Source organism: Thermostichus sp. OS-CIW-29 (genome assembly GCF_054058195.1).
On sequence record NZ_JBSSAB010000028.1, the window covers coordinates 31,408 to 45,829 of the forward strand.

At 58.4% G+C, this 14,422-nt stretch carries 9 protein-coding genes; 7 read left to right on the forward strand and 2 right to left on the reverse strand.

Annotated features, from left to right (window positions below):
- The first annotated feature begins 34 nt into the window (after positions 1-34).
- The 3 genes from ACVWZJ_RS10395 (at position 35) to ACVWZJ_RS10405 (ending at position 5,166) form a co-directional block, all read left to right on the forward strand.
- Positions 35-1,186, forward strand: coding sequence for an anhydro-N-acetylmuramic acid kinase (locus ACVWZJ_RS10395; protein WP_238376748.1), 1,152 nt, complete (start codon positions 35-37; stop codon positions 1,184-1,186).
- A gap of 181 nt (positions 1,187-1,367) precedes the next feature.
- Positions 1,368-2,816, forward strand: a complete 1,449-nt coding sequence (locus ACVWZJ_RS10400) for a DUF2079 domain-containing protein (RefSeq protein ID WP_011433576.1) — start codon at positions 1,368-1,370, stop codon at positions 2,814-2,816.
- 349 nt (positions 2,817-3,165) lie between these two features.
- Positions 3,166-5,166 carry a PhoX family protein gene (locus ACVWZJ_RS10405; protein WP_238376747.1) on the forward strand — a complete coding sequence of 667 codons (2,001 nt, stop codon included), beginning with the start codon at positions 3,166-3,168 and terminating at the stop codon, positions 5,164-5,166.
- A 166-nt stretch (positions 5,167-5,332) separates the two neighbouring features.
- Here ACVWZJ_RS10405 and ilvD read toward each other — a convergent pair whose 3' ends face one another.
- Positions 5,333-7,030 carry a dihydroxy-acid dehydratase gene (gene ilvD / locus ACVWZJ_RS10410; RefSeq protein ID WP_011433574.1) on the reverse strand — a complete coding sequence of 566 codons (1,698 nt, stop codon included), beginning with the start codon at positions 7,028-7,030 and terminating at the stop codon, positions 5,333-5,335.
- 373 nt (positions 7,031-7,403) lie between these two features.
- Here ilvD and fbp point away from each other — a divergent pair, with 373 nt between their 5' ends.
- From fbp to ACVWZJ_RS10425, 3 genes are all read left to right on the forward strand, one after another.
- Positions 7,404-8,402: a class 1 fructose-bisphosphatase gene (gene fbp, locus ACVWZJ_RS10415; RefSeq protein ID WP_011433573.1), complete on the forward strand. Its 999-nt coding sequence runs from the start codon at positions 7,404-7,406 to the stop codon at positions 8,400-8,402.
- Between the two features lie 37 nt (positions 8,403-8,439).
- Positions 8,440-9,993, forward strand: a complete 1,554-nt coding sequence (zwf, locus tag ACVWZJ_RS10420) for a glucose-6-phosphate dehydrogenase (protein ID WP_011433572.1) — start codon at positions 8,440-8,442, stop codon at positions 9,991-9,993.
- Between the two features lie 193 nt (positions 9,994-10,186).
- Positions 10,187-11,098 (forward strand): tetratricopeptide repeat protein, encoded by a 912-nt coding sequence (locus ACVWZJ_RS10425; RefSeq protein WP_041436622.1) that lies wholly within the window; start codon positions 10,187-10,189, stop codon positions 11,096-11,098.
- Positions 11,099-11,111: 13 nt separating this feature from the next.
- On the opposite strand, the gene dxs is transcribed toward ACVWZJ_RS10425, so the two are convergent.
- Complete coding sequence (gene dxs, locus ACVWZJ_RS10430) at positions 11,112-13,058, reverse strand: 1-deoxy-D-xylulose-5-phosphate synthase (protein ID WP_011433570.1); 1,947 nt, start codon at positions 13,056-13,058, stop codon at positions 11,112-11,114.
- Positions 13,059-13,302: 244 nt separating this feature from the next.
- On the opposite strand from dxs, the gene cysK reads away from it, so the two are divergent.
- On the forward strand, positions 13,303-14,259 hold the full coding sequence (gene cysK / locus ACVWZJ_RS10435) for a cysteine synthase A (RefSeq protein WP_011433569.1): 957 nt from the start codon (positions 13,303-13,305) through the stop codon (positions 14,257-14,259).
- Positions 14,260-14,422 lie beyond the last annotated feature (163 nt).

The following is a 14,422-nucleotide window of genomic DNA, read 5'->3' on the forward strand; positions in this document are numbered from 1 at the left end:
AGAGGGCAAAACTTTAGACCTTCTCAAGCCTCTGGTGCGAGCCCCCAGCAAGATGATCGTCGTCGGCCTAATGTCGGGCACTTCGGTAGACGGGATCGATGTAGCCATCGTCCGCATCGAGGGCGACGATTCCCTACAGTGGGAGTTAATGCATTTCCAGACGATCCCCTATTCCCCAACGCTGCGGGCGGAGATTTTGCGGGCTGCGGATCCCAAAACCGGCACGGTAGATCACATCTGCACCTTGAACTTTCGCTTGGGTCGAGCTTTTGCGGCAGCGGCCTTGCAAGGGATCCAGGCGGCCCATCTTACCCCCCAACAGATCGATCTCATCGGCAGCCATGGTCAAACCCTTTGGCATAACCCCAGTGGGCCAGAAGCTTCGACTTTGCAAATCGGTGAAGCTGCAGTTATTGCCGAGCTGACCGGGATCCCGGTGGTGAGCAATTTTCGGGCGCGGGACATGGCGGCAGGAGGTCAAGGCGCACCTTTGGTAGCTTTTGTGGATTGGCTGCTGTTGAGGCATCCCCACCTTCATCGTGTGGCCCAAAACATCGGCGGCATTGCCAACCTCACCTATCTCCCCAGCCTCTACAGTGGGGGATCCCCCTTGGCTTTCGACACCGGCCCCGGCAATGTTTTGATTGATTTGGCGGTGATGCGGGCCAGTCAGGGACATCAAGCCTTTGATCGCGACGGAAAATGGGCTGCCCAAGGCCAGATCCACTGGGAAAAAATTACAGAATGGATGCGGGATCCCTATTTTCAAAAGGCACCGCCCAAAACCACTGGTCGGGAGTATTTTGGATCCCTTTATTTGGAGCAAATTTGGACCCAATTTATATCCGCTCACGACTGTATTGCCACCCTCACGGGGTTCACAGCCTGCTCCATTGCCCAAGCCTATAGGGACTTTTTGCCCGCGACCCCAGATCAAGTTATCCTCAGCGGTGGCGGCACCCAAAACCCTGTCCTTATGCGACTGCTGCAGGAACAACTGCCGACCACAACCCTGTTGACTTCCGACCAAGTGGGGATCCCTTCTAAGGCCAAAGAGGCCCTTGCCTTCGCGGTATTGGCCTATAAAACCTGGCAAGGTAAGACCAACAATTTACCGGAAGCAACTGGGGCAAGACATGCTGCCATCTTGGGCCAAATCACACCCTCTTGTCGTAACCAGTCCTAACTCATCTGTATCGTTATCTCCAACAAGCTTGAGCCATTCCTCTTACTCCCGAGGAAAGAGAAATGTCCAGAATTGCGGCGGAGCCTCTGCCGAATCCAGATCTCGCTAGGATGTCACGCAAGGCTGAGAAAAGCGATAAAGTTACCTTGCCAAAATCTATAAATCAAAAGCCCTAGTTCTTATGAAGGATCGTCCTCTGCCTCCACTTCTGCTGGCAATCATGATTTTTAATTTCTTCATTCTCTTTGGCTGTAGTGTTGTCCGGCATCACCTGTTTCAGTCTGGAGGATATGATCTTGGCATCTTCGACCAATCCATCTATCTAATCAGTCGGGGAGAGGTCCCGTTTTCGACCATTCGAGGGATCCACATCTTGGGAGACCACGCAGCCTTTATTCTCTATCCCATCAGCTTTTTGTACCGCATTGTCCCCTCGGTCTATTGGCTGTTTGGGCTCCAATCCCTGGCGTTAACCTTGGGAGCATTGGCTATTTATCACCTTGCACTTCAGGCCAAGGTCGATCCCAGCCAAGTGATGGTGATTGCCACAGCCTATCTTCTCTATCCGGCCATTTTTAACGCCAACCTTTTTGATTTTCATCCAGAGGTTTTGGCCGTTCCCCTTTTCTTGGCGGCTGTGCTCTGCATTCGCTCTGGAAAATTGAGGGGGTTCCTTCTCTGTTTGAGCGGCATTCTTGGCTGTAAGGCGGTGTTATCTCTCAATGTTGTTGCTCTGGGAGTCTGGCTGTTGTTTTGGGAAAAAGGACGAATTCAAGAACGCTGGCAACAGCGCTGCCAAGTGGGCGGCTGGACGGCAATTGCGGCAGGATCAGCTTGGTTTGGGATAGCCACTTTTGGGGTCATTCCTCACTTCAGCGGCAGCGAGCCGGCAGCCGTTTCTCATTACGACTATCTAGGGAATTCTGTTGCGGAAATTGTTCAAGGTTTAATCTTGAGACCGATGCTGGTTTTGAGCAAAGTCTTCTCCCTGGACACCCTGCTTTATGGAGTTTTGTTGGTCGTGCCTTTGGCTTGGGGTCTCTCTTGGCGGCATTGGGATCCCTGGATCCCTGCCCTGCCTACCCTGGGTTTGAATATACTCTCCAGCAACCCCGCCTATCGGGATCTGGTACATCAATACGCTTTGCCTATCGTTCCTTTCTTGTTCTTGGCCGTCATCGAGAATGTGAAAAACCATCCCTTGCAGAGCCATTTTATAAAAGATGGAAAACTGCCCCTGATCTGGTCTTCGCTGGCCTTTTTGGCCTTGGGGAAATACACCTTTTTCGGCTCGATTTATCTCAGCTCCCTGGACACTTGGCAGGCAACCCGACAGGCTCTTGCCCAGATCACCACCCAAGGGGGCGTCCTCACCACCCACGAGATCAGCCCTCACCTCACCCAGCGACCTGTAATCTACTTTACAGACGAGGGCCGCTTCAATGGATCCCCGCCCTCTCAGTGGGATCCCTTTGATTATGTGTTGCTCAACACCCGTCATCCGGGGTGGCGCAGCACTCCAGAGTTCTCCCGTGTCCTGATTGAAGCTTTACAGAAGGAAACTCAATTCCAGCTTCTGTACCACCAAGATGGGGTGTATTTGTTCTCTAGGTTACGAAAAGACCTCTAAGAATCGCATAAGAATCGCAATTCTAAGGACTGCAGACTACTTTATTGGCACTTGATCTAATTGACTTAAACCAAGTCTTCTTCTCGTTGCAACAAATGATTAAGAAACTGCTGCTTCAATCTAAAGAAATTGTTTACACTTGCAAGGCTTAATCTGAGCTTAGTCTTCTCTTAACTTCAAGCCACTAACTCTGTAGTGCCTATCCTCATGCGCGAATAGAGTAGCGCAGGGGTTAGGTGCTGTTTTATAAGACTCGCCAAGTTTCTAAACAAAACTTGTCAAGACAAGAGGAGAAGTCAACGTGAGTATCCATTCGCATGGCCCTAAGCTTCGTCCTGGAGACGAGCCTATGTGTAACCACTCTCCCAACCCCACTTTCAGCAGCATCCTGGAGAGCCGTTTGCAGCGGCGTCAAGTGTTGCAGGGGGGAATTGCTGCGGCGGTGGCCACCTTTTTTGGCTTGCCTGCGCTGAACGGTGCTTCCAAATCGGCAAAAGCCGCCAGTGGCAGTGCTTTGCTGGGCTTCAAGGCAATTCCTGTGAGCGCGGAAGACAAACTGGTGGTGCCCGAAGGCTACACTGCCCGTCCGCTGCTGGCTTGGGGTACTCCCATCACCGGCACCTATCCACAGTTCAAGCTGGAAAACACCGGTGCCGAGCAGGGAATGCAGGTGGGCAGCCACCACGATGGCATGCACTTCTTCCCCATCGAAGGGAAGGATCCCTGGCAGGGCAGCTCCACCGAGGGTTTGCTGGTGTTTAACCACGAGTACGTCGAGCCTCGGTTTATGCATGCTGCGGCTGTGGGCCAAAAGCTGGATTCCGACTTGTATCCCACCAATCCTGACGGCAGCCGCGATCCCGACCAGGTGCTGAAAGAGCTGAATGGCCACGGGGTGAGCATTGTCCACATCAAGCAGCAGGGAGACGGCAGTTGGGAAGTGGTGCGGGATCGCCTCAACCGCCGCATCACCGGTCTTACCCTCATGGAGATCCAAGGGCCAGTGCGGGGATCCGACTTCGTGAAAACCAAGTTCAGCCCTGAAGGCACAATGACCCGGGGTACTTTGAACAACTGCGCCCACGGCGTCACTCCCTGGAATACCTACCTCACCTGTGAGGAGAACTGGGCTGGCTACTTCAGCAACACCAGCAAAGGCCCCGACCAAAAGCCCAACCTGCCCCGGGAGCACAAGCGCTACGGCGTAAGCACCGAGACTTCCCGCTACGGCTGGGAGCTGGCCAGCAACAAGGCGGACGAGTTCATCCGCTTCAATGCCACCCCCACCGCTGCGGATGCCACCCAAGACTACCGCAATGAGCCCAACACTTTTGGCTGGGTGGTGGAGATCGATCCCTTTGATCCCAGCAGCACTCCCAAGAAGCGCACCGCTCTGGGCCGCTTCGCCCACGAAGGCGTGGTGTTCCAGCCGCCGGTGGAAGGCCAGCCGATTGTGGCCTACATGGGGGACGATGCCCGCTTTGAGTACATCTATAAGTACGTCTCTGCCGAGCCCTACCGCAAGGAAACGGCGGGCGGACATCTGTTGGACAATGGCACCTTGTATGTGGCCAAGTTCAACGAAGATGGCACAGGGGAGTGGCTGCCGCTGGTGTTTGGGAAAAACGGTCTAACCCCGGAAAACGGCTTCACCAGCCAAGCAGACGTGTTGGTGAATACCCGCACGGCGGCGGATTTTGTCGGTGCTACTAAAATGGACCGGCCTGAGTGGGGAGCGGTGGATCCGCAAACCCGCATGGTCTACTTCACCCTGACCAACAACAGCCGTCGGGAACAAGACCAGGTGAACGCTGCCAACCCCCGTCCCAAAAACAAGTGGGGTCACATCATCCGTTGGAAGGAAGCCAACGACCGGCCTCAAGCCACCCGTTTCGAGTGGGATCTCTTTGTCTTGGCCGGGCCGCCGGAAGATAGCCGCAAGCTATCGGGCCAGCCCCTCAATGAAGACAACATCTTCAACTCTCCCGATGGTCTGTGGTTCGATGCCAGCCGTCGCCTCTGGATCCAGACCGACACCAGCGACAGCAATCTCAACAAAGAGGAGTTTGCGCCTTTTGGCAACAACCAAATGTTGGCTGCCGATCCGGATACAGGGGAAATTCGCCGCTTCTTGACCGGGCCAATTGGGCAAGAGATCACCGGTGTGGTCACCACTCCCGATCAGCGCACCATGTTCATCAACGTGCAGCACCCAGGCGCCAGCACCAGCGAGGACGACTTTGCTGCCGGCAAGGTCAATTCTCGCTGGCCAGACTACGACCCCAATCTCTACCCCCGCTCGGCGGTGGTGGTGATCACCAAAAATGACGGCGGGATCATCGGTACCTAGTTGTCTCTGAGGCCGTCAGCCCATAAAACCCAGCGGCAGGGATCCTTCATCTCTGCCGCTTTCTTGCACTTAACCCAGCAAGGCTGATCCCTGCAGGGTCAGGAATCTGGAGCTATCTCTCAAGTACCAATTCTCCCTCTGGGAGACGAGCCGGGGGTGAGGGAAATTAATCCCACAGGTTTAAATCCGTCACTGCCCCCAGGCTGCTGCTGGAGACCAGCTTGGCGTACTTGGCTAGGGTGCCCCGTTTGTAGCGAGGCTCAGGAGGAGACCAGCGGGCGCGGCGGCGGGCCAGCTCTTCTTCGCTCACATGCAAGTGCAACTGGCGAGCCGGGGCATCAATGGTGATGAGATCCCCTTCCTCCACCAGGGCAATCGTGCCCCCCACATAGGCTTCGGGAGCCACATGGCCCACTACCATGCCGTAGGTGCCGCCGGAGAAGCGGCCATCGGTGATCAGGCCAACGCTATCCCCCAAGCCGGCGCCGATGATGGCCGAAGTGGGCGAGAGCATCTCCCGCATGCCGGGGCCACCTTTGGGGCCTTCGTAGCGGATCACCACCACATCCCCTGCTCGGATCTGGCCGGAGAGGATGGCCTGCAGGCAGGACTCCTCTGAATCGAAGACCCGCGCCGGCCCGGTAATTTGCGGGTTCTTGACGCCGGTAATCTTGGCTACTGCTCCTTCGGGAGCCAGATTCCCCTTGAGGATGGCCAGATGCCCTTGGGGATACAGGGGGCTGTGCCAAGGGCGGATCACCTCCTGATCCGGGCTAGGCTCGTCCGGCACATCCCGCAGGACTTCGACGATGGTCTGGCCGGAGATGGTGAGGCAGTCCCCGTGCAGCAGGCCGTGGTTGAGCAGCATTTTCATCACCTGGGGGATCCCACCGGCCCGGTGCAGGTCGGTGGCCACAAACCGCCCTGAAGGCTTGAGATCGCAGAGGACAGGCACGCGAGCACGAATGGTCTCGAAATCATCTAGCGTCAGGGGCACTTCTGCCGCATGGGCAATGGCCAGAAAGTGGAGCACGGCGTTGGTGGATCCCCCTACGGCCATGATCACCGAGATGGCATTTTCAATGCTTTTACGGGTGATGATGTCGCGGGGGCGGATGTTGGCTTTGATGGCCTCTGCCAAGACCTTGGCCGATTGGGCGGCACTTTCGGCTTTCTCTTCGTCTTCTGCAGCCATGGTGGAGGAGTAGGGCAGACTCATCCCCATAGCCTCAAACGCGCTGGACATGGTGTTGGCCGTGTACATGCCGCCGCAGGATCCGGCACCGGGACAGGCATGGCGCTCCACCGCCAGCAGCTCTTCCTCGGAGATGCGCCCGGCACTGAACTCCCCCACCGCTTCAAAGGCGCTGACGATGGTGAGGTCGCGGCCATTGTAGTGACCCGGCTTGATGGTGCCGCCGTAGACGAAGATGGAGGGCACATTGAGGCGGGCCATGGCGATCATCGCCCCCGGCATGTTCTTGTCGCAGCCGCCAATGGCCAAGAGGCCATCCATGCTCTGGCCGTTGACCACCGTCTCGATGGAATCGGCAATCACTTCCCGCGACACCAGGGAGTATTTCATCCCCTCCGTGCCCATCGAGATGCCGTCGCTAATGGTGATGGTGCCGAACACCTGGGGCATACAGCCCGCCGTTCTCAAAGCCGCCTCCGCCCGCTCCGCCAGAGTTTGGATCCCCATGTTGCAGGGGGTGAGGGTGCTGTGGGCGTTGGCAATGCCGACAATGGGCTTGCCGAAGTCTTCGTCGCGAAAGCCTACGGCCCTGAGCATGGCGCGGTTGGGGGAGCGCTGTACTCCCTGGGTAACCACTTGGCTGCGCAGCGGGAAAGGGGAATTGGCCATCATTGCAAGAGGAAACCGGGACGAAGTAGGGAGAGGAGAAAAGGGGTAGAACTCATCCTACCGCGTTTCTTCGGGGGAACATGAGCTTTCCCGGAAAGAGGGATCCAAACCAAATCTGAAGCAACTCTGTAAGTTGTCTGCACCTGCGCCGAGGATCGGCCAGCCTACCTAATAGAAGGGATCCCAGGTTCCAATCGCCCTGGCAAGACCGAGTCCTTGCACTCCGGGTCAAGACGCAGGGGTCGGGGATCCCTTGTATGGGTGTTTTTCTTTCGTGTTGGCGAAGCCTCGTATGGTTCTCAGCTCTCCTCTCCCCTCGCCTGCAGTGCCCAGCAGTGCCGACCGCGTTAGCGGGACGGAGTCCTCACGGGAGATGTTGCGGGATGTGCTCACCCTCTCCCGTCATGTTTTACAGCAGTTTGGCAGTTTTACGGCAGAGGCCCAAGACTTCAGCGCCCTGATGAACCGCATTGCCCTGGCCGGCAAGATGATCGCCCGGCGGCTGAGTCAGGCAGGACTGATCGAAGGGGCGCTGGGGGTTACCGGCAGCCTCAATGTCCAAGGGGAAGAACAGCAACAGATGGATGACTATGCCAACCGGGCCTTCATTCGCGCTTTGGAGCAAACGGGCCTGGTGTGTCGGCTGGTCTCGGAAGAGATGAAAACCCCGGCTCGCCTGCCGGAAAACTGCTCCCTCAGCCGCCTGGCCCTGATGATCGATCCCCTGGATGGATCCTCCAACATTGACGCCAACCTCAGCGTCGGCTCTATCTTCTCCGTCCTTCACCCTCTTGAGGATCGCCCGGAAGCGGACAACCAAGACCTGCTGCAACCGGGCCGTCGCCAACTGGCTGCAGGATATATTCTCTACGGCCCCAGCACCCAATTGGTCTATTCCGTCGGCAAGGGGGTACACGGTTTTACGTTGGATCCCAGCTTGGGGGAATTTATCCTCTCCCGCAGCGACATCCGCATTCCTGAACGCGGCTCCGTCTACAGCCTCAACGAGGGCTATTTTTGCCAGTGGAGCGAAGGGATCCAGAACTATGTCCGGTATGTTCACCGCCGCGATGGCTACATCTCCCGTTACAGCGGCGCTCTGGTGGCGGATTTTCACCGCATTCTCCTGCAGGGCGGAGTTTACCTCTATCCCGGCACCCAGAAAAAACCGGAGGGCAAGCTGCGCCTGATGTACGAGGCCAACCCCCTGGCTTTTCTGGCCGAGCAGGCGGGCGGGGCGGCCACCACTGGCACCGAGGCCATCCTAGACATCGTCCCCCAATCTCTCCACCAACGGGTGCCCCTTATCATCGGCAGCCGCGAGAACGTGGAAGAAGTGCTGCGCTGCCTAGAGGGTTCTCTGGTGCCCTAGGTTCTTCCCAATCCTTCTCTTTGAGCCAAGCTGGCCTATGGTAACCCTGGCAGAAAACCCCCTTCGCGTTGGTCTCAACCAAGAACGCACCCCGGATCCCTGCATTGTGGTGCAGTTTGGCGCTTCTGGGGATCTGGCCGCCCGCAAGCTGCTCCCGGCCTACTATCGGCTGTTTGGGCAGCGGCGGCTGCCGCCGGAGTTTACTTTGGTGGGGGTGGCCCGCCGCGATTGGACTCACGAGGTTTATCGGGAAAAGATGCGGGCTGCCGTGCAGGAGTTTGCCCCCCAGGACTTGGGGCCGGAGGCCCTCTGGCAGGACTTCGCCAGCCGCCTGTTCTATTGCCGCCTCGATATCGGAGATGCTGAGAGCTATCTGCGCCTAAAGCAGCTGCTCAGCCAGCTGGACGAAGAGCGGGGCACCCGCGGCAACCGAGTGTTCTATCTGGCGGTGGCGCCGGACTTCTATGCCCAGGCCATCCAACAGCTGGGGGCAGCTGGCATGGTGGCCGATCCGACCAAAACGCGGGTGGTGATCGAAAAGCCCTTTGGCCACGACCTCACCTCGGCCCAGGAACTCAACCGCCTTGTGCAGCGAATTTGCCAGGAAGAGCAGATCTACCGCATTGATCACTACTTGGGCAAAGAGACGGTGCAAAACCTGCTGGTCTTCCGCTTTGCCAACGCCATTTTCGAGCCTCTCTGGAACCGCAACTACATCGACCATGTGCAGATCACCGTGGCGGAGACGGTGGGGGTGGAGGATCGGGCCGGCTACTACGACACTGCCGGCGCCCTGCGAGACATGGTGCAAAACCACCTAATGCAGATCTATTGCCTGACGGCCATGGAGCCACCTGTCTCACTGCGCAGCGATGGGGTGCGTAACGAAAAAACCAAGGTGCTGCAGGCCACCCGCCTAGCGGATCCCCGCAATGTGGCAGCCGCAGCGGTGCGGGCGCAGTACGGCCCTGGCTGGATTGCCGGCAAGCCGGTGCTGGGCTATCGGCAGGAGCCCAATGTCAATCCCCAGTCCAAAACCCCCACCTACGTCGCTCTGAAACTGGAGTGTGATACTTGGCGGTGGAAGGGGGTGCCCTTCTACTTGCGCACTGGGAAACGCCTGCCCAAGAAGGTTTCGGAGGTGGCCATTCACTTTAAGCAGGTGCCCCTTTCCCTGTTCCAATCGGCAGCTCGGGAGGTGAGCCCCAATATCCTGGTGCTGCGTATCCAACCCAATGAGGGCATCTCGTTGCGCTTTGAGGCCAAGATGCCGGGGCCAGAGATCCGCACCCGCTCGGTGGATATGGATTTCCGCTATGGGACTGCCTTTGGAGCGAGTACACCGGATGCTTACGATCGCCTGCTCCTGGATTGTCTGCTGGGGGATCCAACGCTGTTTACCCGTGCCGATGAGGTTGAAGCGGCCTGGCGGGTGGTGACGCCGGTGTTATCGGCCTGGGAGTCTGAGCCCGGCAGCGGCAATGGCGGCGGTGCTGCACCGCCTCTGTTCACCTATGAGGCCGGCACTTGGGGGCCAAAGGCTGCCGAAGATCTGCTCACCCAATCGGGGCGGCGGTGGCGGCGCCTCTGATTTGGCTGCTCTCGGCTGGTAAACCATGGCCTATCCACCTCTGTGTAAGCCGGGGCACCCTCAGCAACAGGCAGAAGAGCATGAGCAGCTCAAGAGCCCTTTCAAATGGCCGCTGCAGAAGAGAACACCAAGACGTAGGGATCCCCGGCTGTTGCAGCTAACATGGGCATGGCCTGTTTATTGCGTGGGTATCATGCCGCCACTGTTGTTCCGGTTATCCGTCCGGCCCTGGCGAGCCTTGTCGGTGGGCCTGGCAGTTGTGTTGGGGATGGGAGGGTGGAGCTCTGCCCAGGCCCAGGTGTTGCTGCACGTCCCTCTGCCCAATGGGGGCTTGATGCAGGCCCAAGCGCTACAACTGGCCACCGACTCGCTGCGGCTGGCCCAGTTTGGTCAAACGGAAGAAGCGCTGCGCCGCCTGCAACTGGCCGTGGCCATGGTGCCCAACTCCTCAGAGCTGCTCTATGTTTTGGGCAACGTCCACCTAGAACTGGGGGACTTGGAGCAGGCGATTGCCTCGTTGCAGAAGGCCCGCGCCCTGTCTCCTCAAGATGGGGCTGTTCTCTACTCGCTGGGATCGGCTTATTTGCGGCAGGGCAGCTACTTTGCCGCTGCTGAAACCCTGGAACGAGCTGTGGCCCTGCAACCGGATAACCCCAACGCTCGCTTCCAACTGGGCAATGCCTACCTCATGCTGGATCGGTGGGATGCGGCCCGGCAGGAATATGAGAAGACCTTGCAGTTGGATCCCGCCTACTGGCCGGCCATGAACAACATGGGCTTGGTGGACTATGAGCAGGGGGATCTCGACGCCGCCATCGATCGCTGGGAACGCACGATAGAGATGAACAATGCCGTAGCAGAGCCCTATTTGGCCCTGGCGACTGCCCTCTACATTCGGGGAGAAACCGAACGGGCTGAGGAACTGGGGGCAAAGGCCATGCGCTTGGATCCCAACTACGCCCGCCTGCAGGTGTTGCGGGAGAACCTGTGGCGAGAAAACCTGCTGCGAGATGTGCAGATCCTCCTGCGCACCCGCCCTGTTGCAGAAGCTCTGCAGCAAGCCGCTATCGAGCAGTTCAACCGGCGGATGGGCCTCTCAGAATAGATTCAGGATAGATTTAGGAATTGACAGTGGGAAGTTCTGCAGGGGATCCCTTGAGAACTCGTGCCTGAAACTTGGCCCGAATCCGCTCGGCAATCCCGGCACTGTTCAAGCCTAGTTCTGCCAAGGATTCCTCGGGGGTGGCGTGCTCCACCCACACATCCGGCACCCCCAAGCGCAACAAGGGCACTGCCAGGTCGGCGTCGAGCAGGGCTTCGGCCACTGCCGAGCCAAACCCACCCATGAGGCAACCTTCTTCCACCGTCACCACCAAGCGGCTCTGTTCGGCCAAAGGCAGGATCAGCTCGGTATCCAAAGGCTTGGCGAAGCGGGCATTGACCACTGTGGCTGAGATGCCGTGTTCTTTCAAGATCTCCGCCGCCTGCAGGCTGGGATGCACCATCGACCCATAGGCCAGGATCAGCACCTCGCCGCCGCTGCGCAACACCTCGGCTTTGCCGATGGGCAGGGGTTCCCACCCCTCTTCTGCCAGAGGCACCCCTACACCCGATCCGCGCGGGTAACGCATGGCGATGGGGCCCTGGGTGTACTGGATCCCGGTCACCACCATGCGCTGTAGCTCCGCTTCATCTTTGGGAGCCATTAGCACCATTTCCGGAATGCAGCGCAGATAGGCGATGTCGTACATGCCTTGGTGGGTGGGGCCATCGGCTCCTACAACTCCCGCCCGATCCAAGCAAAAGAAGACCGGCAACTTTTGGATACAGACATCGTGGATGATCTGGTCGTAGGCCCGCTGCAAGAAGGTGGAATAAATGGCCACCACTGGCCGCATTCCCTCACAGGCCATGCCAGCCGCCAACGTTACAGCGTGCTGCTCGGCGATCCCCACATCCACAAACTGATCCGGCAGCTTTTCCTTGAGCTTATCCAGGCCAGTGCCCGTATCCATAGCGGCGGTGATGCCGATGATGCGGGGATCCCGCTCGGCCAGCTTGCAGAGGGCATGGCCAAAGACCTTGCTGTAGCTGGGGGGCTTGGGCTTGGTGGGCGGGTAGGGCTTGCCGGTGGCCAGGTCGAAGCGGGATTGGGCATGATACCCCACCTGTTCCGCTTCGGCAGGCGGGTAGCCCTTGCCTTTGACGGTAGCTACATGCACCAGTACCGGGCCGGAGATGCCGTGGGCCAACTCAAAGGCATCCAACAACTCCGCCAGGTTGTGCCCGTCCACCGGCCCCACGTAGGTAAAGCCCAGCTCCTCAAAGATAATGCCGGCTTTGTTGTTTTGCACAGCGGTAACCAGCTTCACCGTTTCCTTGAGGCGGTCAATTTCTGGGCTGAGGCTGGATCCCAGTAGGGGCAGGTTCTTCAGTTGCTCTTCTAGGCTGTCGGCCAAAAACTGCACCGGCGGGCTGAGGCGCAGGCGGTTTAAATAGCGAGGGATCGCCCCCACATTGGGGGAAATAGACATGCCGTTGTCGTTGAGCACCACCATTAGGTTGGTCTTGGGCAGGTGCCCGGCGTGGTTGATGGCTTCGTAGGCCATGCCTCCGGTCAGGGCACCATCCCCAATGATGGCCACCACCTTGAAGTTGTCTCCCCGCCGATCCCGAGCGATGGCCATGCCCAAAGCTGCCGAGATGCTGGTGGAAGCGTGCCCCGCCCCAAAGTGATCGAAGCGGCTCTCGCTGCGCTTCAGGTAGCCGGAAATCCCCCCCTTCTGGCGCAATGTGTGGAAATTGTGGTACCTGCCGGTGAGCATTTTGTGGGCATAAGCCTGGTGCCCCACATCCCAGATCACCTTGTCTCGATCCAGATCGAGGGTCTTGTAGAGGGCCAAGGTCAGCTCCACCACCCCCAGCCCTGGCCCCAGATGACAGCCGACCGGGGAATTGGCAGCCGTCTGCAGATGTTTGTCGCGAATCTGGCGGGCTAGGCTGCGCAACTGGCTCAGGTTCAGGTTTCGGAGCTGGTTGGGATGAGTGATGTCACTCAGGTGCATAATGGACTCGTCCTTCCGGTGTGATCTCACTCTAATTCATTTTCAGGAGGGGTTTTGTAGCCCTCCCTCTCAAAACTTCAAGGAATGCAGGGATCCCCCTTAATGCTGGGCCAAGGGCAGTGAGATCTTGAAAGGGGCACGCCAAGGAGCTTATTCAAGGGTTAGCCTCGCGTAAGGCCCTCGGTTGCTCCGGAGTTAAGGGCTAGGGCCCACTGCCGCGATGGTTTCTTCCTTTTTGTTAGCCATGAAAATCGCCGCCAACATCACCCAGCTCATCGGTCGCACCCCGCTAGTGCGGTTGAATCGGATCCCGCAATCGGAGGGGTGCCTGGCCGAGATCGTGGTGAAATTGGAGAGCTTTAACCCTGCCGCTTCGGTGAAAGACCGCATTGCCGTCAGCATGATCGAGGCTGCCGAACAGGCCGGTTTGATCACCCCCGGCAAGACCATCTTGGTGGAGCCCACCTCTGGCAATACCGGCATTGGCCTGGCCATGGCCGCTGCTGCCAAGGGTTACCGGCTCATCATCGTCATGCCTGAGAGCATGAGCCTGGAGCGGCGACTGCTGTTGAAAGCCTACGGAGCAGAGGTGCACCTGGCCAGTAGCGCCGGCGGCATGGGGGAAGCCATCTGGAAGGCTGAAGAGATCGTCCGCCGCACTCCCAACGCTTACATGTTGGGCCAGTTCACCAATCCCGCCAACCCCCGGATCCATGCCAGAACCACCGGCCCGGAAATTTGGGAAGATACCGATGGTCAAGTGGATATCCTGGTGGCAGGGGTAGGTACCGGCGGCACCATCACGGGGGCGGGCGAGTTTTTGAAGGGGAAAAACCCAGCCATTCGACTGGTGGCCGTTGAACCCAAGGCCAGTGCCGTCTTGAGTGGTGGACGGCCCGGCTTTCATCGCATTGAAGGGATCGGAGCGGGATTCGTGCCTGATGTGCTGCGGCGCGACCTGCTGGATGAGGTGATCCCAGTGGAAGATGAAGAGAGCATGGTCTACAGCCGGCGCCTGGCCAAAGAAGAAGGGATCCTCTCCGGCATTTCCACTGGGGCTGCCTTGGCGGGAGCCATCCAGGTGGGGCGGCGACCGGAAAACGCTGGCAAGCGGATTGTAATGATCCAGCCTAGTTTTGGGGAACGCTACCTGAGCACACCTCTTTTTCGCGACTTGGAGCGGGATTCCGATTCGAGATGACGATGATGCTGAGACTGCTGCCCTACAGGTCGCCCTGGCCCAGAGGGCGAGCTAGCATGGGTGAGAGTGACGTGGCGGAACGGCAGACGCGCTAGACTTAGGATCTAGTGCCGCAAGGCGTAAGGGTTCAAGTCCCTTCGTCCGCATGAGAATCCCCTACTTC